At 65.3% G+C, this 22,977-nt stretch carries 16 protein-coding genes; 10 read left to right on the top strand and 6 right to left on the bottom strand.

The features are described 5' to 3' along the window. The first annotated feature begins 258 nt into the window (after positions 1-258). The 4 genes from WM2015_RS00905 to WM2015_RS00890 all read left to right on the top strand — a co-directional run bounded on the left by WM2015_RS00905 (position 259) and on the right by WM2015_RS00890 (position 3,117). Positions 259-468, top strand: a complete 210-nt coding sequence (locus tag WM2015_RS00905) for a PLDc N-terminal domain-containing protein (protein WP_049724273.1) — start codon at positions 259-261, stop codon at positions 466-468. A 123-nt stretch (positions 469-591) separates the two neighbouring features. Further along, positions 592-1,005: a rubrerythrin family protein gene (locus WM2015_RS00900; protein ID WP_049724272.1), complete on the top strand. Its 414-nt coding sequence runs from the start codon at positions 592-594 to the stop codon at positions 1,003-1,005. Between the two features lie 124 nt (positions 1,006-1,129). Next, positions 1,130-2,479, top strand: a complete 1,350-nt coding sequence (locus WM2015_RS00895) for a heterodisulfide reductase-related iron-sulfur binding cluster (RefSeq protein WP_049724271.1) — start codon at positions 1,130-1,132, stop codon at positions 2,477-2,479. A gap of 50 nt (positions 2,480-2,529) precedes the next feature. Then, positions 2,530-3,117 carry a DUF3501 family protein gene (locus tag WM2015_RS00890; protein WP_049724270.1) on the top strand — a complete coding sequence of 196 codons (588 nt, stop codon included), beginning with the start codon at positions 2,530-2,532 and terminating at the stop codon, positions 3,115-3,117. A gap of 51 nt (positions 3,118-3,168) precedes the next feature. Here WM2015_RS00890 and tyrS read toward each other — a convergent pair whose 3' ends face one another. Then, complete coding sequence (gene tyrS, locus WM2015_RS00885; RefSeq protein ID WP_245609789.1) at positions 3,169-4,356, bottom strand: tyrosine--tRNA ligase; 1,188 nt, start codon at positions 4,354-4,356, stop codon at positions 3,169-3,171. A 124-nt stretch (positions 4,357-4,480) separates the two neighbouring features. Between tyrS and WM2015_RS00880 the strand changes: the two genes are divergently transcribed. From WM2015_RS00880 to WM2015_RS00855, 6 genes are all read left to right on the top strand, one after another. Next, a complete protein-coding gene (locus WM2015_RS00880; RefSeq protein WP_211260947.1) occupies positions 4,481-5,947 on the top strand; it encodes an OapA family protein in 1,467 nt (488 codons plus the stop codon). Then, positions 5,941-7,047, top strand: coding sequence for an anhydro-N-acetylmuramic acid kinase (locus tag WM2015_RS00875; RefSeq protein ID WP_245609788.1), 1,107 nt, complete (start codon positions 5,941-5,943; stop codon positions 7,045-7,047). The genes WM2015_RS00880 and WM2015_RS00875 overlap by 7 nt, the downstream gene beginning before the upstream one ends. 326 nt (positions 7,048-7,373) lie before the next feature. Beyond that, a complete protein-coding gene (locus tag WM2015_RS00870; protein WP_049724268.1) occupies positions 7,374-9,467 on the top strand; it encodes a CSLREA domain-containing protein in 2,094 nt (697 codons plus the stop codon). A 150-nt stretch (positions 9,468-9,617) separates the two neighbouring features. Beyond that, the gene (locus WM2015_RS00865; protein ID WP_049724267.1) at positions 9,618-12,089 is read left to right on the top strand and encodes a CSLREA domain-containing protein; all 2,472 of its coding nucleotides are present in this window, start codon (positions 9,618-9,620) and stop codon (positions 12,087-12,089) included. Positions 12,090-12,216: 127 nt separating this feature from the next. Next, complete coding sequence (locus WM2015_RS00860) at positions 12,217-14,691, top strand: CSLREA domain-containing protein (protein ID WP_049724266.1); 2,475 nt, start codon at positions 12,217-12,219, stop codon at positions 14,689-14,691. A 79-nt stretch (positions 14,692-14,770) separates the two neighbouring features. Next, complete coding sequence (locus WM2015_RS00855) at positions 14,771-15,505, top strand: hypothetical protein (protein ID WP_156200733.1); 735 nt, start codon at positions 14,771-14,773, stop codon at positions 15,503-15,505. Between the two features lie 18 nt (positions 15,506-15,523). On the opposite strand, the gene WM2015_RS16315 is transcribed toward WM2015_RS00855, so the two are convergent. The 5 genes from WM2015_RS16315 to WM2015_RS00830 form a co-directional block, all read right to left on the bottom strand. Next, positions 15,524-17,860 (bottom strand): TIGR03032 family protein, encoded by a 2,337-nt coding sequence (locus WM2015_RS16315; RefSeq protein WP_281173126.1) that lies wholly within the window; start codon positions 17,858-17,860, stop codon positions 15,524-15,526. A gap of 84 nt (positions 17,861-17,944) precedes the next feature. Beyond that, entirely contained in the window at positions 17,945-19,303 is a 1,359-nt protein-coding gene (locus WM2015_RS00845; protein ID WP_183971458.1) for an AmpG family muropeptide MFS transporter, read from the bottom strand. Beyond that, positions 19,296-20,066, bottom strand: a complete 771-nt coding sequence (locus WM2015_RS00840; RefSeq protein WP_049724264.1) for an exodeoxyribonuclease III — start codon at positions 20,064-20,066, stop codon at positions 19,296-19,298. The genes WM2015_RS00845 and WM2015_RS00840 overlap by 8 nt, the downstream gene beginning before the upstream one ends. Positions 20,067-20,171: 105 nt before the next feature. Further along, on the bottom strand, positions 20,172-21,734 hold the full coding sequence (locus WM2015_RS00835; RefSeq protein WP_049724263.1) for a tetratricopeptide repeat-containing sulfotransferase family protein: 1,563 nt from the start codon (positions 21,732-21,734) through the stop codon (positions 20,172-20,174). Beyond that, complete coding sequence (locus tag WM2015_RS00830; RefSeq protein WP_049724262.1) at positions 21,731-22,936, bottom strand: efflux RND transporter periplasmic adaptor subunit; 1,206 nt, start codon at positions 22,934-22,936, stop codon at positions 21,731-21,733. Before WM2015_RS00830 ends, WM2015_RS00835 begins: the two co-directional genes overlap by 4 nt. Positions 22,937-22,977: the final 41 nt, after the last annotated feature.

Here is a 22,977-nt window from a genome sequence, read left to right as displayed (position 1 = left end):
GTTCGGGGGCTCCTAATCGACTTCAGTGGTTCGTCGATTCCCGATTCACGACCCGGCCGGCTCGCACGCAGCGACTCGACGTCGCGAACGCGCTTCAGAGCGACGGTTGAGGGGTCGAGAATTCATGGCCTAAATCTGCCACAAGCTGCTCTCGATGACAAGTGGGCGGAGGCCTCGGCTTGCGCTACCATCTGTGCGCTTCATCCCGGTTCCGATGCCAGGGATGCGCAATCAAACCAAATAACAAGGAGTCGACCCATGGGTCTCGAAATGACCGGTTTGTTCGGTCTCGGCGCGCTCGGCGTCAGTCTGCTCAGTGTCATCTGGCTGATCGTGGTCATCTGGGCCATCATCAAGACCGCCCAGAGCCACGCGGGCGGGGTATCCAAATTCCTCTGGATCCTGATCCTGATCCTGTTCCCGGTGCTCGGGCTGATCTTCTGGCTTCTGCTCGGACCGAAGAGATAGAGCCATAGAACCTGCCTATCGAAGGCATTGAATCGAGCGATTTCAACTGTTCACACAGCTGCGCTATATTCGGGCGTCTGGAGAGAAGAATCCATAACCCGCATACAATCCAAGGAGAGCAGGATGGAACTGAAAGGAAGCAAGACCGAAGCGAATCTGAAGGAAGCCTTCTCGGGCGAGTCCCAGGCCAACCGTCGCTACCTCTACTTCGCACAGCGTGCGGACGTCGAGGGCTACAACGACGTGGCTGCCGTGTTCCGCTCGACGGCCGAAGGCGAAACCGGTCATGCCCATGGCCACCTGGAATACCTCGAAGAAGTGGGTGATCCGGCCACCGGCGAGCCGATCGGTGACACCGCCAGCAACCTGAAGGCCGCCATCGTCGGCGAAACGCACGAGTACACCGACATGTACCCGGGCATGGCCAAGACGGCGCGCGACGAGGGCTTCGACGAGATCGCCGACTGGTTCGAAACCCTGGCCCGAGCCGAGCGCTCGCACGCCAATCGTTTCCAGAAAGCCCTGGACGAAATGTAAGACCCAGGAAACGGGGCGCTTCGGCGCCCCGTTTTTCTTGAACCGCTCTGATTGCGCGTCGCCGGCGACCATGCCCGGCTTCGCGTTTTTGCGCCTTCATCATTTCTGATCCGGGGTATCGCCGATGTCACAACCCACCGAATTCGCCCGCGAGGGCAGCCTGGAAGCCCCGACTCGCCATCCCCTGGATTGGCAGAGCGAGGATTTCTGGAGCGAGGAATCGCTCAACAAGGAACTGGAGCGCGTCTACGACATCTGCCACGGCTGCCGTCGCTGCGTCAGTCTCTGCGAGTCCTTCCCCGTCTTGTTCGATCTGGTCGACGAGTCGCCCACGATGGAAGTCGACGGCGTGGACAAGGCCGATTACCGCAAGGTCGTCGACCAGTGCTACCTCTGCGACCTCTGCTATCAGACCAAATGCCCGTATGTGCCGCCGCACGAGTGGAACATCGATTTCCCGCACCTGATGCTGCGCGCCAAGGCAATCTACTACAAGCAGAAGAAGCCACCCCTCAAGCACCGCATCCTGGCCTCGACCACGGCGGTGGGCAAGCTGGCGAGCATCCCGGTCGTGGCGCAGACGGTCAATGCGGCCAACCGCGCCCCCTCGATGCGAAAGGCGCTCGAGAAAACCCTGGGCGTGCACCGCGACGCCTGCGTCCCCGAGTACCACAGCGACACTTTCCGGCGCCGGATGAAGAAGCATCAGGCACCGGCCATCGAGGCGCGTGAAGCGGCTCCGACCCGTGGCAAGGTGGCGCTGTTCGCGACCTGCTACTGCAACGTCAACACGCCGGACATCGCCTCGGATCTGGTCAAGGTCCTCGAGCACAACGGAATTCCGGTGGTGCTGGCCGCCAAGGAAACCTGCTGCGGCATGCCGCGCTACGAGCAGGGCAACCTGGAGGCCGTGACCAAGGCCAAGAACCAGAACATTCCGGAGCTTGCACGGCTGGTCGACGAAGGCTACGACCTGATCGCCGCCATTCCCTCCTGCGTGCTGATGTTCAAGCAGGAGCTGCCGCTGATGTTCCCCCAGGACGAGCAGGTGCAGAAGGTGAAGGCGCACTTCTACGACCCCTTCGAGTACCTGGCCCTGCGCCACAAGGCCGGCCTGCTCAACACGGAATTCAAGACCGGCCTGGGCCAGGTCGCCTGGCACGTGGCCTGCCACCAGCGCGTACAGAACATCGGCGGCAAGACCAAGGAAATCCTGAGCCTCGCGCCGGACACGGAAATCACGCCGGTCGAACGCTGCTCAGGGCACGATGGCACCTACGGGGTGAAGACCGAGACCCACGCCCTGTCGAAAAAGATCGCGCGTGGAACGGTCAGTCGCATCAAGCGCAAGCCCTTCGACTACTTCGTCTCCGATTGCCCCATGGCGGCCACGCACCTGGCCGAGGAGCTGGAGATGAAGAACCCGCAGACCAATCCGATCACGCTGCTGCGAATGGCGTACGGCCTGAGTTGAGCCCGCAAGCGGCAGCCCTGAAACCAAAGAGAGAAACCCGGAAAACCGCCATGAGCAAGCAACTGACCCGTGACGACCTCCTCTCGCTCGAGCAATACGCGGAACAGCGTGACCGCCTGCGTTCCGAGATCATGGCGCACAAGAAGCTGCGCCAGGTTCCCATCGGCCCCAACCTGACCCTGTATTTCGAAGACGAGAAGACGATGCGCTACCAGATCCAGGAAATGCTCCGGATCGAGCGTATCTTCGAGGCCGAAGGCATTCAGGAAGAGCTGGATACCTACAACGCACTGATTCCGGATGGCAGCAACTGGAAGGCCACGGTGATGATCGAGTACCCGGACATCGAAGAGCGCCGCAAGCGCCTCGCCGAGCTGGTCGGGATCGAAGACACCCTGAACGTTCAGGTCGAGGGATTCGAACCGGTACACGCGATCTGCAACGAAGACCTGGAACGCTCGACGGAAGACAAGACCTCGTCCGTTCACTTCGCCCGCTTCGAGTTCACCCCCGAGATGATCGCCGCCATGAAGTCAGGGGCCAGGATCCTCATCGGCGTGCACCATGACGCCTATCCGCATGGACCGACCGAGCTGGAAGGCCCGGTGCGCGACTGCCTGATCAGCGACTTCGACTGAGCGAAGACAAGTCGATCTGCCTCGCCGGACCGGCGGGGCAGATCGTCGGCATCACTTCAGGATCAGGCGAGCGAATCGCCGCTTGCCGACCTGCAGAACCCCCTCGAACCCCGCCTGCAGCATCAAGGCGCGATCCTCGACCCGCTCGCCGTCGATCTTGACGGCACCCTGCTGGATCATGCGGAAGGCTTCGGAATTGGAGGCCGTCAGACCGCAGGCGGTCAGCGCCGCCGCGATGCCCAGCCCGTCTGCACCCGCCTCCAGGCGCTTCTGATCGATGTCCTCGGGCATCTCGCCCTGCCGAAAGCGCGCGATGAAGTTGTCACGCGCCTGGGCACCGGCGCCCGCGCCATGGAATCGATCGACGATTTCGATGCCGAGCTCGAACTTCACATCGCGCGGGTTGCGGCCTTCGGCCACGGCCTGCTTCAGGCCCTCGATATCGCCGCTGGAGCGGAAGCTCAGCAGCTCGAAATAGCGCCACATGAGCTCATCGGAAATGCTCATCAGCTTGCCGAACATGTCGTCGGCCGGCTCGGTGATGCCGATGTAATTGCCCAGGGACTTGGACATCTTCTGCACCCCATCCGTGCCCTCGAGCAGCGGCCAGGTGATGATGATCTGCGGCTTCTGCCCGGCCTGGCTCTGCAGCTGGCGACCGACGAGCAGATTGAACTTCTGGTCCGTGCCGCCCATCTCGATGTCGGATTTCAGGGCCACGGAATCCTGCCCCTGGACCAGCGGATAGAGGAATTCGTGAATGGCGATCGGCTGACCGGCCCGGTAGCGCTTTTCGAAGTCATCGCGCTCGAGCATGCGAGCCACCGTGTGCTGCGAAGACAGGCGGATCATGTCGGCGGCGCTCATGCCCGAGAACCACTCCGAGTTGAAGCGGACTTCGATCCGCTCGCGATCCAGAACCTGGAACACCTGCTCCGCATAGGTCTCGGCGTTGGCCCGGATCTCGGCCTCGCTCAGGGGCTTGCGGGTGACGTTCTTGCCCGTCGGGTCGCCGATCATGGCGGTGAAATCCCCGATCAGGAAGATCGCCGTATGGCCGGCATCCTGGAAGCGGCGCATCGCGTTGATGATGACCGTGTGACCGAGGTGCAGGTCGGGCGCGGTCGGGTCGAAGCCGACCTTGACGCGCAGGGGGCGGCCGGCGGACAGGCGCTGCTTGAGTTCGTCGGCCTGAATGATCTCGGCCGCACCACGGGTCAGTTCTTGGATATCAGTCACGATCTTGGCTTGTCTGAGGCGAATGGAAGGCGGGAAGCGAGCAAGGGCCATGCCCCGGTCCGATTGACTTCAAAGGCCGGAACTCGATAATGTTACCGAGTTTTTGGCAACGATTCCTCACTCGATGACGAGAAAACCGATGGCCCGGCCGCGCCGTCGCCCGGCGGGGCAGACGACGATGGCGCGATTCGAGCAGCTGCTCGACGCCACCCGGCCACCTGTCCAGGGCCTGATGCGAGCGCTCCGCGCCCACCCCGGCTGGTCCGCGAGCGCCGGCGCACTGATCCTGGTGGCGGGCCTCCTCGGCCTGATCGGTGGCGACGAGTCCGGTGCCGATGCAACGATCCATGCCAGCGCCCTGACCCTGCCGCCGCAGCCCACATCGATCGGCAGCGCCAGCGATGCTCCCGCCGCCGAGCCATCCATGCCCCTGCCGATTCCGGTGGGTGATCTGCCCCCGGCCCGTGAGTGGACCCTGGTCGAGGTCCGCCCCGGTCAGACCCTGGACCGCATCTTCCGGGAGCTTTCCCTGGGCCCGAGCCTGCTGCACAGCATCGTCAATCTCGACGAACACACCGCCGGTCTCGCGAACATCCGGCCCGGCGATCAATTCGCCTTCGACCTGGACGCCGAGGGCGAGCTACGCGCCCTGCGCGCCGAACTCGACGAGCAGCGCTGGCTCTATATCGAGCGCGAAGAAGACGAGCTGATCAGCCGTATCGAGGATCGCGAACTCGAGCGCCGCGTCGTCGAAGCCAGCGGCCTGATCACCAGCTCCCTGTTCAACGCCGCCAAGGACGCCGGCCTGTCCGACAACATGACCATGCGCCTGGCCGCGATCTTCGGCTGGGACATCGATTTCGCCCTCGACATCCGCTCCGGCGACCGCTTCGCCCTGGTCTACGAACAGGTCTATCGTGACGGCGAGTTCCTGCGCGATGGCGACATTCTGGCCGCGCGCTTCGTCAATCAGGGTGAACCCTTCGAAGCAATCCGTTTCGATGCGGGCGACGGCCCGGACTACTTCGCACCGGACGGGCGTCCGATGCGCAAGGCCTTCCTGCGTGCACCGCTGAACTTCAGCTACGTCACCTCCAACTTCAATCCGCGACGTTTTCATCCCGTCACCCGCCGCGTCAGCCCGCACAACGGCACCGACTACGGGGCGCCCGTCGGCACGCCGGTCTGGGCGGCCGGGGACGGCCGGGTGATCGAGTCGGCCTACAACAACATCAATGGCCACTACGTGTTCATCCAGCACGGCAACAACATCGTCACCAAGTACCTGCACCTCTCGCGTCGCCAGGTCAGCCGCGGAGATCGCGTCCGCCAGGGTCAGACCATCGGTCGCGTCGGCGCCACCGGAAGGGTCACGGGCGCCCACCTGCACTACGAGTTCCTGCTCAACGGGGTGCACCGCAACCCGCGCACCGTCGATCTGCCGCCGGCCAATCCCCTGCCGGACGAGTTGATGGAACGCTTCCAGGCGTACGGCGATGGGCTCCTGGCCCAGCTGCAGCTGCTCGACGCCGCGGCACAGGTCCAGTTGGCACAGCAGAACGGTGCGGGCTGCCAGGCCACGCAGTGCTGAAACCAGGGCTGTTCGTCGGCCTGATCTCCGGAACGAGCATGGACGGCATCGATGCCGTGCTCGTCGATCTGGAAGCCGACCCACCCGAGCTCCTCGCTGCCGACACCTTCGAGTTCGATGAAACCCCGCGCGGGGCGCTCGACACTCTGAGACAGGACCCCGACGCCTTTCCCGTGGCTCGCCTCGCCTGGCTCGATGCGCTCCTGGGTGACCGCCTGGCCGATAGCGCGCTGGCGATCATCGAACGCGCAGGCCGCACACCCGCCGAGATCGCCGCCATCGGCTCCCACGGTCAGACCGTGCTGCACCGCGTCGACGCCGAGCCGCCCCACACCCTGCAAATCGGTGACCCGCACCGCATTGCCGAGCGCACCGGGATCGTGACGGTCGCCGACTTCCGACGGGCCGATGTCGCCGCCGGCGGTCAGGGCGCGCCATTGGCGCCGCTGATCCACGATGCGGTATTGCGCGACGACAACGAACGCCGGGTGGTGGTCAACCTCGGCGGCATCGCCAACCTGACCGAGCTCACGCCCGGCGAGCCGACCCGGGGCTTCGACACGGGGCCGGCCAACTGTTTTCTCGACCTCTGGTACCGCCGTCACCACTCCGGGCGATTCGACCGCTCCGGCGCCTGGGCGGCCGGCGGCCGAGTCGAATCGGCCTGGCTGGATTCCCTTCTGATGGACCCCTATTTCGCGCAACCCGCACCCAAGAGCACCGGCATCGAGTACTTCTCGACCCGCTGGCTCGAGCAGCGGCTACCCGTCTGGGCCGAGCAGCGACCGCAGGACATCCAGACCACCCTGGCAGAGTTCAGCGCAGTGACCCTCACCGATCAGGTCCGACCACTGGCCCCGGACCGGGTTCTGCTGTGCGGGGGCGGCGTCCACAACGCCGATCTCTGTCAACGCATCACCGCCCGCCTGCCCGGCTGCCCGATCGAAGCCACGGATGCCCACGGCCTGCCCGCCGATCATGTGGAGGCCATCCTCTTCGCCTGGCTGGCCCGCGAGCGTCTGGCCGAACGAGCACTCCCAACGCCGGCGATCACCGGGGCATCGCATCCGCTACGTTTGGGCGTCGTTTTCCACGCCTGAACAGGACTTGCGGGTTGACGCTTCTGATGGCCGACAGAAGCCGGCATTACTGATTACCGACCCGGGCTTGTGCTGTTCAAGCGAGTGAGTCTCTCGCTGGAACCTTCGAGTGGCGGACGCTCACCCAATGCTCCGGGACCGCTTCGAACAACAGCCTTGAGGCACTTTCGACTCGTCGGCGTCCGTCTACACTCGGGCCCTGAACGGGCACCGGGCACACCGCGGCTCATGATCTGCGACATGGCTTGCTGTTCACGCGCGTGTCGAACCATACTACTCAAACCGGCGCCCTGGTCCGGCGCAGCCTATCAGCCAAGGGGAATCGCATGACGCGCAGTCACAAGTACGCCCTCCAGCATCGGGTTCGCCCGGTCGCCGCCCCACTCACCGCGGCCGTCGGCCTGGCCCTGGCCGCCCAGCAGCTCCAGGCCGCGACGATCACGGTCGACACGCTGGCCGATACCAACGCGCCAGGAACCTGCTCCCTGCGCTCGGCGATCCAGGCTGCCAATCAGGACACGGCCTACGCGGGCTGCGCGGCCGGTGAGGCCGGAAGCGACACGATCGAGTTCGCCGGCATCAGTGGCGTCATCGAACTACAGGCCACGCCGGGACTGAGTCTGCTGACCATCAGCTCGGATCTGATCATCAATGGCCCCGGCATGGACCAGCTGGAGATCCGCCCTGCCGATGGCGTCAGCAACCGGGTGCTGGGAATCTATGCACCGGCCGATAGCGTGACGATCAACAACCTGACGATCGCGAACGGCTACACGGACGTCTTCGACGGCGGCGGAATCTTCAGCGCCTGTCGCGCATTGACCCTGAATAGTGTGCGCCTGAGCAACAACGCGTCCACGGCCAACGGCGGCGGCCTGTTCCACCGGCCAGAGACCATCGGCAGTCTGACCATCCAGGATTCCATCATCACCGGCAACACCGCCGGGTTCCAAGGCGGCGGCTTCGGGGTCAACGGGAGTGTGGTGCAGGTGACGGGCACCGCCTTCTATGACAATGTGGCAGGCAACAATGGCGGCGGCGCGTTCCTGAGCAGCCCGAATCCCTTCACCCTGATCGGCAACGTCTTCGACGGTAACCAGGGCGCCAGCGGCGGCGGGTTGTTTCTGCGCGCCAACGAGGCCCTGGTCCAGGACACGGTCTTCACCGGCAACTCCGCCAGCGGCCTTGGCGGCGGCATGACCGCCACGACCCTTGGCAGCGCTACCGGCAGCCTCGACATCCGAGACAATCTGTTCGAGATGAACTCGGCGCCCAACGGTGGCGGCCTGGCCATGGTGGTTTTCGAGAACACGGGAGACATGAGCGCCAGCGTGCTCTACAACCGGTTCTACGACAACAGCGCGAGCGACTCGGGCGGTGCGCTGTTCATGAACGCGCAGACCGGCGTGACGGTGACCGTCGGCGAGGGCGTAGCCCTGGGCAACACGGCAGTCAACGACGGCGGCTTCATGACCGCCGACCTGGACGGCAATGCATTGTCCATTCGAGGTCTTCAGGCCAGCAACAACGAGGCTGGACGCCGCGGCGGAGCGGCCTTCATTTTTGCGGAGGCCCTGGCCGAGATCACCCTCGAAGGCAGCGTTCTGAGCAACAATCGTGCTCAGCCCCTCGGCAGCGACGGCAAGGGCGGCGCGCTTTACCTCTACGGCAATCCTGGCGAGTTCGCCGTGCTCGAGTCCGTGCTGTCCTCGAATCGAGCGAGCCAGTCAGGCGGCGGCCTGTACCTGAACGTCGACTGGACCGGCGCCGGCGCCGGCACACCGCCCTGTCGCGTCAAGTACTCGCAGATCAGCAACAACCAGGCGAGCGACGGCGCCGGGGCGGCCCTGGATCAGAACGAGGGGGCCTGCTGGTTCATCGCCAGCACGATTTCGGGCAATACGGCCACGATCGCGGGCGGCGGGATCTTCCACTACGGCTCGGGCCCGGTCGCCGTGGTCGAAAGCACCGTGGCCTTCAATACTGCACCCAACGGTGGCGGCATCTACAACTACGGCAAGTATGAATCACGCACCTCCGTACTCGGCTCGATCATCAGTGACAACGCGGCCTCCACTCAAGGGCCGGACATCCTGGGCACCAACACGGCGGACGTGAGCGCTTCCTTCAGCCTGATTTCCGACACGAGCGACAGCCAGCTCGTCGATGTCGGCAACAACGTCCTCAATCAGAGCGCCCAACTGCAGCCCCTGGCGAACAACGGCGGACCAACGCTGACCCATGCCATCCTTGCGGGCAGCCCGGCGATCGATGCGGGCTCGACCAGTCTTGGCCCCACCCCCTACGACCAGCGCGGCGCTCCCTTTGCCCGCCTGATCGGCGATGCCATGGACATGGGCGCCTACGAACAACAGACGCCCGTGCCGCTGTTCAGCGATCGCTTCGAGGAGCAGCCCTGACGCCAGCGCCCCGTGCCGCCCGCGAGCCGGCCGGGCACCTCCTTGGATTTTTTGGCCGGGTTCGGGTGTGCTAAAAGGGATCGCGCAGGGAGCCAACCACCAACGAGGAATCCGCGAGCGTCGGCTCATCCGGCGCGACGCCCATTCGACATGAAGCAAAGCAAGTATGCCCTGGGCCGGCAGTTGCGCCCGACCATTGCCCCATTGACCGCCGCCATCGGCCTCGCCCTCGGGGCTTCCAACCTGCAAGCTGCCACCATCACGGTGACCACGCTCGCGGATGGCAGCGTGCCGGGCGAGTGCACGCTCCGCGATGCATTGCACTCGGCCAACACCGATTCCTCCACCACGGCTTGCGCCGTCGGTAGCGGCCCGGACGAGATCGTCTTCCAGGGCGGACTCGTGGGCACACTGACCCTATCGGGCGGACCGCTACTGATCGGGAGCGAGCTGAGCATCCAGGGTCCCGGTGAGGCCCTGCTCACGATCGACGGCAACGGCCTCGATCGCGTGTTCGCGGCCCAGGCGACCCCGTCCGCCTCGATCGATGGCCTGACCCTGAGCAATGGCTACACCAACGAGGTCTACGGCGGATCCGCGCTCGTCGCCCTCAACGCGACGCTCAGCTTGAGCAACTGCACGATCAGCGGCAATGCATCGGGCATGGATGCCCTCGGCGGCGCGATCACCGCCTACCAGAGCGAGCTGAGCATCGACGCCTGCACGATCAGCAACAACACCGTGGCTGGCGGCATCCTTCGGGGCAGCCCGCCGACCGCCTTCGGCGCCGGGGTCCTCGCCGTCGGGAGTTCCCTGACGATCGGCAACTCGACCTTTTCCAGCAACCTGTCCGACCAGTACGGCGGCGCCCTGAACTCGGTCGGTTCCCTGGTCGATATCTCGAATTCCAGCTTTACCGGCAATCAGGCCCTGATCGGTGGCGCCATCGTCCTGGGCGGCTACTCGCTGGCGACCGTGACCGATTCACAGATCAGCGGCAACCAGGCCCAGGCCGGCGGCGGCCTGATCCTCGGCGGCCAGTCGGAAGCCGATCTGACCCGAGTCGAAGTCACCAACAACTACGCCGTCGAAACGGGCGGCGGCGTGCAGGTCGGCTTCGGCTACGTGCCGGCGATGCCGCTGTCGGCGCCGGCAGGCGGCAACACGCTGTTCGGTGGTGGCCCGACGGCCGAACTGACCGGCCCGGGCACGCTCACGGTCGTCGACAGCACCATCGGCGAGAATGGCACGACCCGGACGGGAGGCGGCCTGGCGGCCAAGTACGACAGTACCGTGGAACTGTCCTCCACGCAGGTCGCGCTCAACTATGCACTGCCCGGCATCGTGCCGCGCCTGGGCGACGCCCTGCCGGCAGGCCGAGGGGCATATCAGGGGGTCGGCGGCGGCCTGTCGGCCATCGAAGGCGCCTACGTGCAGGCGGCCTATGTGGATGTCGGATACAACGACGCGGCCTACGGCGGTGGTGCCGCCGCCTTCCAGAACGGATCCCTGGCTCTGCTCGACTCACTGATCAGCGGAAATCAGGCCGGCGTCGGAGGTGGCCTGCTGGGCGGATTCTTCAATCCGCCACCCGCTGCAGGCAGCGATCCAATCGTCAGATCGCGCGGCGCGGCACCCTACAACGGCGCGATCGGTGTGATCTATTCCGAGGTGAGCGGCAATACGGCGAACAATGGCGGCGGCGTTAGTTCGATCTTCGACGGCCTGGCTGTCGTCAAGTACAGCGAGGTTCGCAACAACACCGCCAATCAATGGGGTGGCGGCTTGCTGTCCTATCAGAGCTACCTCGCTACGGTGAGCAGCCAGGTGGTCGAGAACACCGCGGAGCGTGGCGGAGGCCTGTTTCACAACGGGGCTTCAGGAGGCGCCGTCGTCAGCCGTTCCGAGGTGATCGGCAATAGCGCCTCAGTCGCCGGTGGTCTTTATCTGGCGGGCAGTTCCGCTGAACTGAAGTACAGCACGGTGGCCGACAACACGGCGCTCACCATCGGCGGCGTCGTTGCCTATTCGCCCGGCGCCCCCGACGGCATCGTCATCGTCAACTCGACCGTCTCCGGAAACAACGCCGAGATCGTGGGCGGCGTCTATGCCGTAGGCGCGACGCTCGATTTCACGACCGTCAGCCATAACGTCTCGACGGGTGCACCTACGCCTCGACTTGGTCCCGGCGGCGAACCGATGGGAACCGGGGAAATCCCGGGCGGCGCCTTCCTGTTGCAGAATGTCATTTCGAGCAACTCGATCTTTTCCGACAACACCAGTCCAGGCGGGACCATCGACCTGAACGTGCTGGCCGCAGCGGCCGGCATCACCATCGAGCATTCCCTGATCGAGACTCCGGGCGCCGAGGTGGTGCCGGGGATCGGCACCCTGACCGGGCTCGACCCGGAACTCGGTCCGCTCACCGACAACGGCGGTCCGACCCGAACCCGAGCACTCAGTGCGACGTCGCCGGCTCTCGATGCGGGCAACCCGGTCACCACGGTCGAGTTCGACCAGCGTGGTGAACCCTTCCCACGCGTGTTCGGCGGCCGAGCCGATATGGGTGCCTTCGAGCTCTTCTTCGACGAGGTTTTCCAGGACCGATTCGAGCAACCCTGACCCCGCGGCCCGAGTGCTCCCGACCGACAATCGGCGGGAGCGCCACCCGCCGGCTGGAATGAAGCTTTCGCCGAAATGTGATACAAGTCCCGGTTCAGGGAATCACTTGTTTCGAGGGTTGTTGGATATGCACAGCATCAAGTATCAGGTTCAGGAGCGCATGGTTCCGACCGTCGCACCGCTCACCGCTGCCATCGGCCTGGCCCTGAGCGCCTCCACGCTGCAGGCGGCCACCATCACCGTCACCACCCTGGCCGACGGCAGTGTTCCCGGCCAATGCACGCTGCGCGACGCGCTCGCTTCGGCCAACGGCGACTCGGCCACGGCCGGCTGCGCTTCAGGAAGCGGCGCCGACGAGATCGTGTTTCAGCCCGGTCTGAACGGCACGATCACCCTGGCCGGTGTTCCGCTGCCGATCATCAGCGACCTGAGCATCACCGGCCCGGGCCCCGGGCAGCTGACCATCAGCGGTAACAATGCGGGTCGGGCGATCGTGGCCTCCGGGGCTGTTTCGGCCAGCATCAGTGGGGTGCGCCTGGTCGACGGTACGACCAACGACACCTACGGTGGCTCGGCCCTGGTGTCCATCGGCGCCAACGTCAGCCTGAGCAACTGCGAGATTTCGAACAACAGCTCGGGCCCCAATGCCTATGGCGGCGCCATCACCTCGGTGACCGGCATCCTGAGCATCGACGACTGCCTGTTCTACAACAACGAGGTCACCGGTGGCATGGCACCACGCGGCTCGGCCAACGCCTTCGGCGGTGCCGTACTGGCCGTCAACAGCCAGGTCACGATCACCGGCAGCAGCTTCCAGAGCAATAACGCGTCGGCCTACGGCGGCGCCATCGCGCTGGTCGGTTCGACCGCTTCGATCACCTCGTCGAGCTTTCTGAACAACTCCGCCTTGTTCGGCGGCGCGATCAGCGTCGGTGGACTGTCCGATCTGAGCCTGAACAGCAGCGCCATCACCAGCAATTTCGCCCTGGCGGGCGGGGGCCTGGTAGTGGGTTCGCAATCCTATGCCGAGCTCATCGGCTCGACCATCGACAGCAATGAAGGCGTCTACACGGGCGGCGGCATCCAGGTCGGCATCGGCTACCCCGCGCCCACGCCGATCGCTGCAGGGGCTGCGGCCACGGCGGACTCGGAGCAGCCGTTCGGAGCACCCAATTTCAGCCTGACCGGCCCGGGCAACCTGCTCATGAGCTATGGCTACATCGCTGATAATTCCACCGAAGGCAAAGGCGGCGGTCTCGGCGCGAAATACGAGAGCACGGTCGATCTGACCTATTCCGATGTCGTCTACAACGTCGCCGAACCGTTGCCGGTCGTTCCGAGAGCCGCCGCGCCGTTCGGCGATCGCGGTGCGGCCCAGCCCACCGGTCAGGGCGGCGGGGTATCGGCCATCTACGGTGCGGAAATCAACGGCCCGAACAATGTCCTGTCCAACAACACGGCGATCTACGGTGGCGCTGGATTCGCCCACCAGTACGGGGCCGTGCTGCTGGACAGCTCGATCATCAGCGGAAACGCCGCCGACCTGGGCGGTGGACTGCTGGGCGGATTCTTCCCCGCGCCGGTGATGCCGCGGGAAGAAAGCCCCCTTGGCGGAGGCCCCAGCTACAATGGCGTTGTCGGGACCATTGATTCAGTGATCAGCGGCAATTCGGCGCTCAACGGGGGTGGCGTGTCTTCGATCTACGGCGGCGCGGCCGTGGTCAAGTACTCGGATGTATTGGACAACATCGGGAGTAATCTAGGCGGTGGAGTGCTGGCCTACGAAGCGACCTTGCTGATGGTCGGCGGCCAGGTCCGTGGAAACACGGCCTACCAGGGGGGTGGCCTGCTGACCCGAGGCAACCCCAACGAAGGTGCCATCATCACCCAATCCACGATCTCCTCGAACTCCGCCAACCTCGTCGGCGGCATCTTCATGCGCCAGCAGAATCAGTCCCTGAAATACAGCACCGTGACAGACAACACCGCCACTGTGGCCGGAGGCCTGGCGGCCATCGGCCTGCTCGGAAATGAAGCGAACATCTTCAACTCCACAATCACGAACAACACGGCCAACACGGCGGGTGGCCTCTACGTCGCTTACACCGAACTCGACTTCCTGACCGTTAGTCACAATACGGCAACCGGCGGCGCCCCACGAGACATGGACCGGCCAATCCTCCGTGGTGTCACCGACAACCCCGGCGGCGGCTACCTCGTCAACGGCAGCGTGATCAGCAACAGCATTTTCGGCGACAACCTCAGCCCAGGAGGCACGGTCGACCTGGCTGGCGCTATGGGCGCCACCGCCTCGGTGGACTACTCCCTGATCGAGACCCCGGGCGCGAATGTGCCCGCCGGCACCGGCAACGTGATCGGCCTCGATCCGCAGCTCGGCATCCTGGCGGCCAACGGTGGGGCCACCCTGACGCGAGCCATTGGTTCGGGCTCACCGGCCTTCAACGCGGCCAATCCAGCCACCTCGGTGGAGTTCGACCAGCGAGGCGACCCATTCCCTCGCGTGTTTGCCGGCCGAGCCGACATGGGCGCCTTCGAATTCGTTGTCGATGGCATCTTCCAGGACCGCTTCGAGCAGCCCTGACCCGGTGAACCCATCGACCCCGGTGGGCTACACTGCCGGGGTCTTCCTTTTCGTCATTGACTCGACCGAGGTAAACACGATGTTCAAGAACTCGATGGCCTGTCTGATTGCGGTCAGCTGCCTGATCGCCTGTCAGTCCGAGCCCGAGCCCGAAACCACGACCGAGCCGAACGAGCCGACCGAACAGATCGAAGTCACCGAAGCCAGCCCCCAGGACACGATCGAGCGCGTGGCCAGCGATCCGCAGGCCCTGCGTGAAGCGATGCGCGACCCCGAACAGCGCGAAGCGCTGATCGAGGCGATGCGTGAACGTCGCGAGGCACGCCGCCAGGCGACCGCCGAAGCCGGTGAGGATGCAGACCGCCTGGCCATGCGCGAACAGATGCGCGAACGCCGCCAGGCGATGATGGCCGAACGCGAAGCCGGCCAGTCCGAGGACCCGCGCGAGCGGATGCGCGAACGGATGCTGGAGCGGGCGCGCTGGTGGGGCCGTGAGGACCTGCAGGAAAGCCTGGGTCTGAGCGAAGCGCAGATCGAACGGCTCGACAGCATGCAGGCCCAGGTCGAGGACCAACGCCAGGCCGTTCGCCAGCAGATGATGGAGAGCCAGCGCGCCCTCATGACCGCTCTGCAGAATGCCGATCGCGGGCAGATTCTGTCCCTGATCGAACAGCGCAATCAGGAGCAGCTGGCGCTGCAGGCCGTCGAAATGGACTGGTGGCGAAGCATGCTCGACGAACTCAGCGACGAGCAGCTGGCCACGCTGGCCCGGGAACAACCCCAGGTCATGCTCGGCCGCCGCGGCCTGCCCTGAGCTTCCGATCGAGCGGGATCAATCCCCGCTGGAGTAGGCGCTGCCGCTGTCGCCGGACTGGGGCGCGGCCGCCTGGGCCTGGGCAGGCTGAGCGGTGGGCTGGACCACGTCCTTCAGCGCCTCGTCGGGCAGGGCGTAGCTCATACCCACCGCCGGGTCGGCGCCACCGAGCACGTCGGGGAAGCGGATGCCTTTCAGGATCGAGACCGCGAAGACTTCCTGCACTGCGTCTTCGAACTTGAGGAAACCGACGGTCTGACCGTTGCGGATATCGACGACCCAGACGCCGCAGCTGCGCTCACTGACCCGCTCGGTCAGTGAGATACCGGAAAACACGGCCGACTCGCGCACCTGGGACAGGCCGACAAAGGCGTAGGGACCGATGAAGTCCAGACCGCGGGTGAAGCCCGGAAGCTCGGCGACGGTTTCGAGCTGACCGGTTTCCAGATCGACCGTGGCCAGCGACCCGTTGCCCGACTCCAGCACCCAGAGCTTGTCCTGATACCAGCGCGGCGAATGCGGCATGGACAGGCCGCGGCAGATGAATTCGTTGTTCTCGACGTCGATCAGCACCCCGCCACCGGCCTTGTTCTCGCGCCAGCCGCCGGCCGTGTCGGCCGTGCCCAGGGCCGTCACGTACTTCGGCTTGCCATCGACCACTTCCAGACCGTTCAGATGGCAGCGGTCTTCGGCGGCATAACCGGAGATGAACCAGGGCCGCCAACGCGGTACGAAACTGTGCTCGTTGTCGAGGGTGCACAGGCAGGAAAAGCGTGTATTGACCACCCAGAGTTCGTCCCCGGCCCAGGCCATCTCGTGGATGTCGATGTTGCCGGTGATGTGGGCATGGCGCGGCAGGAAGGCCGAGTCATGCTTGCCCGGCGGATTCAGCTTGCGCGCGACCTCGGGCATGTTGCGGTAGTACTCGACGGTGATCGCCGTACCCAGGGCCAGGCGCGCATTGTCGCAGGCCATGCCCATGGGTCGGTTGTAAACCCGGAAATGCGTATTGAGGTTGCCCTGGTCCTCGCGCAGCACCACCAGCTTGCCGGCCTGGTAGGTCGACACCAGCACCGAGCTGGCGGCCTGGCGCAGCAGCTCGGGAATGCTCTTGGTGTGCACGCTCCTGAGCGGTGACTGGTTCGGATCCTGCGCAGTACCTGCCTGCCCTGGCTGGACCTGGCCATGGGCCGGCGCCTGGCCGGCCGCCTGGGCCGGCGCGGCGGGCGGCTGACGCAGGGGCTGTGCAGGGGCCGCCTGAGGCGCTGGCGTCTGGGCAGCGGCCTGGGGTGCGGCGGCAGGCGCCTGAGTGGCGGCGGCAGCATTCTGCTGCTGGCGCTGACGGGCTACCTGAGCCTGGCGCTCCTTGGCGCCGGGCGGAAGGATCACCACGGGCTGGCCCTCGGCATCCTTTAGCGCGTCCAGGACCACCGATCGATAGAGTAGTTCCGCCGCGTCCAGGCCGTTGGGCAGCTTCCATGCACCGGAGAACATGGCCGCCTGAGCGACCAGCTGTTCGAGGGCCTGCTTGTAGGCCGGATCACCGGCCTCGTCCTCACCGTGACGTGCGTGCACGCCCTGCCACTGACGCATGAACTGGTTCAGCGCCGATTCGAGTTTCGGGAGGTGAGGCTGGTCCGGGGCCACTACGGAGCGCAGGTCCTGCATGACCGCATTGATCAGGCTTTCCAGCTCCCAGGGGGACATCACCCGAGCGACCCGAACGACCTCGGTTTCCAGCTCGCGCCCGCCACCCTTCAGGCCGATCTGCCGCGGGCTCATCGATTCGGCACGCTCCGGGTCGAGGGGGCGATCGGCGCTGTTGACGATGGACCAGAAGGAGGCCGACCCGACCGTGTCGATGACCAGATAGATCAGGGCCTGGTCGTCCTCGTTGCGATGTCGATAGCCTCTCCAGCCGTCGAGGAGCCAGGCCTGACCCGCCGGAATCTCCTGCTCGGCCTCACCCACCTGCCAGCGCACGCCCTTCCCGGACTGCACGGGCAGGGTGACTCGAACTCGACGGTGCCAGTACGAACCCGCGTCGATCAGCATCTCCGCGGCCTTGCCCGGCTCGACCCGCACCAGCATCGCCCGACCGATCACCGTATCGAGCGCCGCCATGAGCTGCTTCACGGACGGCAACTGATCCAGGGCCTCGCAGGCCTTCATCTCCCCATCCAGACGCTTGAGGTCCGATTCGCCCTCGGCGCTGACCAGGGCCAGGGCCTGATGCCCCTCCCAGCCGCGCGGATGGTCTTGCCAGAGATCCTCCGGCAAGGCCGAGATTTCGTTCATCACCGCCTCGGGATCGAAGCGGTAGGGCAGTCGAATGAAAGGCGCGTCGAGTTTCATCGATCTTCCTGAATTTCAGTAGGTTTGTTTTCTCGTGCTGGCCGCATGATGCCCCACCGACCGAGCACTGACAAATGCGCGGCCTCAGCTTGGCGGGGATTGCGGGCGCCTGATTCCGAACGCGTCGGGATAGCGCGCCCGAAGCCGGGGCGCCAGCCAGACCAACAGCAGCAGGCTGGGCAGGACGGCCATGGCCGTCAATACGAAAAACAGCTCCCAATTCCCGCCAAGCTTGTCGACCACCCAGCCCGATGAAGACGACAGGGTGGTTCGACCGAGGTTGCCGATCGAGGCCAGCAGGGCATACTGCGTCGCGCTGAACGAGTGACTGGTCAGCAGGGTGATGAAGGCCATGAAGGCCACCGTCCCCAGGGCGGCGGTAAAACCATCCACGATCACGGTCAGGGCAAACAGCCAGGTCTCCGGACCCACGGCCGCCATCCAGGCGAACATCAGGTTGGTCGAGGCCATCGCGATCCCACCCACGACCAGCCCCCGGAGAATGCCGAAGCGGGCATTGACCAGGCTGCCGAGGATGGCGAAGACCACGGTCACCCACCAGTTCAAAAGCTTCGAGTAGGTGCCGATCTCTTCATTGGTGAATCCGACCTCGCGGTAGAACACGATCGACATGCGCCCGAGAAAGGCCTCACCGACCTTGAACAACAGGACGAAGGCCAGCAGGCTCAGGGCCAGGGCCAGCCCGTTGCGTACGAAGAAGTCCTTGAGCGGCAGCACCACGACATGGAACAGGCGCTGAACCAGCGGCTCGCCGGCGTCATCCGCGCGCTCGATGCGAGCTTGCGGCATCGGCGCCAGCAACAGGATGAAGGCAATGAAGCCCAGCCAGACCAGAGAGAGACCCTGATAGACCGTGGTCCAACCCCCATCGAGGTCATCGACGAGCCAGAAGGGCAGCGCGCCGAGCAGGCCGTACCCGGTCCACCAGCCCGAGGTTGCCATCGCTGCACCATAGGAAATCCGCGCCTGATCCTCACGCGGGATCAGCTCGACCCGGTAGGCATCGATGGCAATGTCCTGGGTCGCCGACGCAATGGCGATGCCCAGCAGCACCGCGCCGATCAATTGCAGCTGCTCCGCCGGATGGATCAGACTGACCGAGAAGGTCAGCAGCGCCAGCAGGCACTGGGTCAGCAGGATCCAGCCACGCCTCAGACCCAGTCGACCGAACAGCCAGGGCCGAAAGCGATCGAGCAGTGGTGCCCAGAGGAAATTCAGGGCATAGGCCACGGCCACGCCACCGATGAAGCCGATCGCGGTTCGGCTCACACCGAGCTCCTGCAACCAGGCGGACATCGCCGAGCCGATCAGTACCCAGGGAAAACCCGAGGCCATGCCGAGCACGAAGATCGTGCCCAGACGACGGTCCTTCCAGGCCAGCAGCATGTCGCGAAGACCTGGACGGGCCGCGGAATCAGGCATCGTCGTAATCGATGATCAGCGGGGCGTGGTCGGAGAAATTCTCGTCGGTGTAGATCTCGGCCGAGCGGGCGCGATCGGCCAGGCCCGGGGTCGTGACCTGGTAGTCGATCCGCCAGCCGACGTTGTTCTCGCGCGCCCTGCCGCGTTGTGACCACCAGGTGTAGCGATCGGGGGAGGGATCCACACGACGGAAGGCATCGACCATGCCAACGGGGCCGAACACCTCGTCCAGCCAGGCCCGCTCCTCGGGCAGGAAGCCGGAGTTCTTCTGGTTGGACTTCCAGTTCTTGAGATCGATTTCCTTGTGCGCGATGTTCCAGTCACCGCAGATCACATAGTCGCGGTCATGGCCGCTGAGCTCTTCCAGATGCGGGTGCAGTCGCTCCATGCAGCGATACTTGAACTGCTGACGCTCATCCTTCGAGCTGCCCGAAGGAAGGTAGAGGGAGACCACGCTCAAGTCTTCGAAATCGGCCTGCAGCCAGCGCCCCTCGCGATCGAACTCATCCCAGCCCAGGCCGTAGACCACCCGCACCGGTTGCTGCCGACAATACAGTGCAACGCCTGAATAGCCCTTCTTCTCGGCGTCGTGGTAATAGCAGTGATAGCCGACAGGAAAATAGTCCCGCTCGATCAACTGTGAGTGCTGGGCCTTGGTTTCCTGAATGCAGACGAAGTCGGCCTTCTGTGTCTTCAGCCACTCGAAGAAGCCCTTGCGGTGGGCCGCGCGGATGCCATTGGCGTTGAAGGAAATGATACGCATGCGTTCATCGGGTCGAAAGCGAAGGCCTAGTGTACCCCGCCACTCATTCTGTAACTTTCAGCGAGTCGGTCCGGCCGGTGGTGGCGGACCGCGGGCCAACGCCGCTCAAGCCAGTGCCTCCGCCAGGGGCTGAAGCCGAGCTTCGACCCGTCGCCACTTGCCGACCGAACTGGTGTAGACCGGTTGGCGCACCTGGTGGGCGCTGGCAGTGACCGCGGCCTCCGGGGCGCGATGAAAATCCAGGCAAGCCTCCTCCCAGTCCAGTCCCAGAAACTCGATGAGTTCGCGAAGGCGGGCCTCGGGCCGCTCGACCAGCGCCTCGTAGGGCATCTCGATCCATCGATCGTCCGGCAGGGAGGTCTTGATGGCCTGCATCAGCGCTTGCTGGGCCTTCAGGTAGCGACCGATCTCGCTCAGCTCGTAGGTCCAGGCGTAGCCGCCGTGAAAGAGGGTCCGAAACAGGGCGTAGCCGGCATCCATCGGGTCGCGCCGGGTCAGGATGAAACGCGCTTTCGGGAGCGCTCGATGGATCAAACCGGCCCAGAGGTCGTTGCGGGGCAGCTTGTCGATGAAGCGTGGCGTTCGGCCCGTGCGGGGGCGGGTCGCCGACAGATAGTCACGACCCAGGGCCTCGAAATCGATCGACCAGGCGGAAGCCGACAGATGGGCATAGGCCGCCGCCGTGTCGCGAGCCCCCAGCGCCGAACGTGCCAGGCGCGGGAAATGACTGAGTTCGCCGGCGGCAAACACCTGCGAGTGGCGACCGAGCATGCGCTCGATCAGGGTCGAGCCGGTGCGAGGCAGGCCGATGATGAACACCGGTTCCTCGCTGGGGTGACCAGGCGCCTTTGTCACCGGCTGCTGTTCGAGCGCGCGCATGGCTGCCACCAGCCCGGCCAGCTCCTCGGCAATCCCGGAGGCTCGATGACGATGCATCAGGCCTGCACCTTCGGCGAAGGCCGCAAAGGCATCCTCGTGGCGGCCCAGATCCTCATATTCCTTGCCGAGCGCATAGGCATAGTGACAGGCCGCCGGCCAGGGAGGGCAACGCGACAGACGAGCGCGCAGCTCGTCGATGTGATTGCTGGACTCGCTCTGGCGCCGCAGAACGCTGCGACTGTGCACCGCCTCATGATCGTCCGGCCGCAGTTCGATCAGGCGTTCGAACAGCGCCTCCGCTTCGTCGATCCGCCCGTGGAAGCGAAGCGATGTCGCCAGATTGTAGATCCCGGTCGGCTGTTCCGGCGCCAGGGCATGGGCACGCTCGAAAAGCTCGAGGGCGCGCGCCTGTTCGCCAACCAGGCTGAAGACGTTTCCGAGCGTATCCAATAGCCAGTAATCGTCACCGGCACCCTCCAGGGCCGACTCCGCCAGCGCCATCGCCGACCCATGGGCCCCTCGAAGGGCCTCGTAGCGCGCGCGCTGGGCGAGGTGGCGATGGTCGCCTGGATCCAGCTCGCAAGCCCGCTCCAGGGACTCGGCCGCGCGGTCGAGTTCGCCGACGCGGGCCCAGAGCTCACCGAACACCGCCCAGGCGGAGGCCTGATCGGGGTAACGGGCCACCAGGGCCTCGCACAGCGGCCCGGCGCGGCGAATGTCATTGGCATCGATCAGGCGTCGAGCCTGCTCGCATCCAGCGAGCAGCCCGGTCGAGGGATTCGGATTCATTCTGCCGAAGCGTCGACGCGCACGCGTGCACCCGCCTCGAGCTGGTCATCCGGATGGGTGATGACTCGATCGCCGACGTCCAGGCCGTTCAGGATCTGAGTGCGCAACCCGCTACTGCGACCCGGCTCGACGCTTCGCAGTCGCGCACGACCTTCCTCGACCACGAACACTTGCCAGCGATCCTCGAGCCGGAACAGGGCACTACTCGGCACCTGCAGCACATCCTCGCCCCGCCAGAGAAAGAACTCGGCTTCGACCCGATACCCCACACCAAGCCAGGCCCAGGCCTGCTCCGGGTCATCGAAATCGATCACGATCGGCACGCGTTGTTCTTCCACGCCCAGGGCCGAAATCCGGGTGAACCCGGCCGGCTCGACTCGACGCACGCGGGCCGCCAGGGCCTGATCGCCGCCCCAGCCGGTCAGGGCAACCTCCATGCCTTCGCTGACACGCACGGCCTGGTGGGACAACAGGTCGACCTGCACCTCCAGATCGTCCAGAGAGCCCACGTCCAGAATCGGCTCGCCGGCCTGAACCGCGCCCTCACAGCAACGATGGACTCTCAGCACCACGCCCTCGATCGGGGCGGTGACCTCGACCGCCGTCTGCTCACCGACCGGCCGCTGACCGCTGGCAATGTCGAGCACCAGGCGGGCACTCTGGCGCTCGTGCCGGGCAACATCGACGCTGGAGGCCGCGGCGCGACGAGCCGCCTCCTGTCGATCCCGCGTCGCTCTTGCTCGCTCCAACTCAGCCGTCGACACCAGGCCGCGCTGATGCATCGATGACACGCGCTCGAACTCGCTGAGTGCGAGACGGGCGTCGGCTTCGGCCGTCGCCAACTGGGCCGTGGCGTTCTGCAGGCGGGCCTCCGCTGCCGACAGGGTTTCGCGAGCCTGTCCCAGGCTTCGGGCATCCAGCGCCGGCGCTGGGCTGGGCTCGAGCCGAAAGACCACCTCCCCGGGCGCCAGGGCATCGCCGGGTTCTGGCTCGACCCGGAGCAGGTAGCCACCGATCGGCGCCGAAAGCGTGTAGGTATCACGCAGGCGGGTGCGACCTTCTTCCCAGATCGATTCGACGAAGTCTCCGCGCTCGGCCGTGACCGCGCTGACCGGCAGCGGGGCGGGTCGCAGTGCCAGGACCAGGGCCAGCAAGAGAATCAGGCCCAAGGCAGGCAGCAGCAATCGTTTGGCGCTTTTCATGACCACATATCCTGCCTCAAATCGAGAATCGGGGGGCGGCG

It is taken from the genome of Wenzhouxiangella marina (assembly GCF_001187785.1).
Lineage (GTDB): Bacteria > Pseudomonadota > Gammaproteobacteria > Xanthomonadales > Wenzhouxiangellaceae > Wenzhouxiangella > Wenzhouxiangella marina.
This window is presented reverse-complemented; position numbering and strand designations above follow the sequence as displayed.

Excerpts from the sequence above, each read along its gene's own strand:
- WM2015_RS00905 (WP_049724273.1), top strand. The coding sequence starts at position 259 with ATGGGTCTCGAAATGACCGGTTTGTTCGGTCTCGGCGCGCTCGGCGTC.
- WM2015_RS00900 (WP_049724272.1), top strand. The coding sequence starts at position 592 with ATGGAACTGAAAGGAAGCAAGACCGAAGCGAATCTGAAGGAAGCCTTC.
- WM2015_RS00895 (WP_049724271.1), top strand. The coding sequence starts at position 1,130 with ATGTCACAACCCACCGAATTCGCCCGCGAGGGCAGCCTGGAAGCCCCG.
- WM2015_RS00890 (WP_049724270.1), top strand. The coding sequence starts at position 2,530 with ATGAGCAAGCAACTGACCCGTGACGACCTCCTCTCGCTCGAGCAATAC.
- WM2015_RS00880 (WP_211260947.1), top strand. The coding sequence starts at position 4,481 with ATGACGAGAAAACCGATGGCCCGGCCGCGCCGTCGCCCGGCGGGGCAG.
- WM2015_RS00870 (WP_049724268.1), top strand. The coding sequence starts at position 7,374 with ATGACGCGCAGTCACAAGTACGCCCTCCAGCATCGGGTTCGCCCGGTC.
- WM2015_RS00865 (WP_049724267.1), top strand. The coding sequence starts at position 9,618 with ATGAAGCAAAGCAAGTATGCCCTGGGCCGGCAGTTGCGCCCGACCATT.
- WM2015_RS00860 (WP_049724266.1), top strand. The coding sequence starts at position 12,217 with ATGCACAGCATCAAGTATCAGGTTCAGGAGCGCATGGTTCCGACCGTC.
- WM2015_RS00855 (WP_156200733.1), top strand. The coding sequence starts at position 14,771 with ATGTTCAAGAACTCGATGGCCTGTCTGATTGCGGTCAGCTGCCTGATC.
- WM2015_RS16315 (WP_281173126.1), bottom strand. The coding sequence starts at position 17,860 with ATGAAACTCGACGCGCCTTTCATTCGACTGCCCTACCGCTTCGATCCC.
- WM2015_RS00845 (WP_183971458.1), bottom strand. The coding sequence starts at position 19,303 with ATGCCTGATTCCGCGGCCCGTCCAGGTCTTCGCGACATGCTGCTGGCC.
- WM2015_RS00840 (WP_049724264.1), bottom strand. The coding sequence starts at position 20,066 with ATGCGTATCATTTCCTTCAACGCCAATGGCATCCGCGCGGCCCACCGC.
- WM2015_RS00835 (WP_049724263.1), bottom strand. The coding sequence starts at position 21,734 with ATGAATCCGAATCCCTCGACCGGGCTGCTCGCTGGATGCGAGCAGGCT.
- WM2015_RS00830 (WP_049724262.1), bottom strand. The coding sequence starts at position 22,936 with ATGAAAAGCGCCAAACGATTGCTGCTGCCTGCCTTGGGCCTGATTCTC.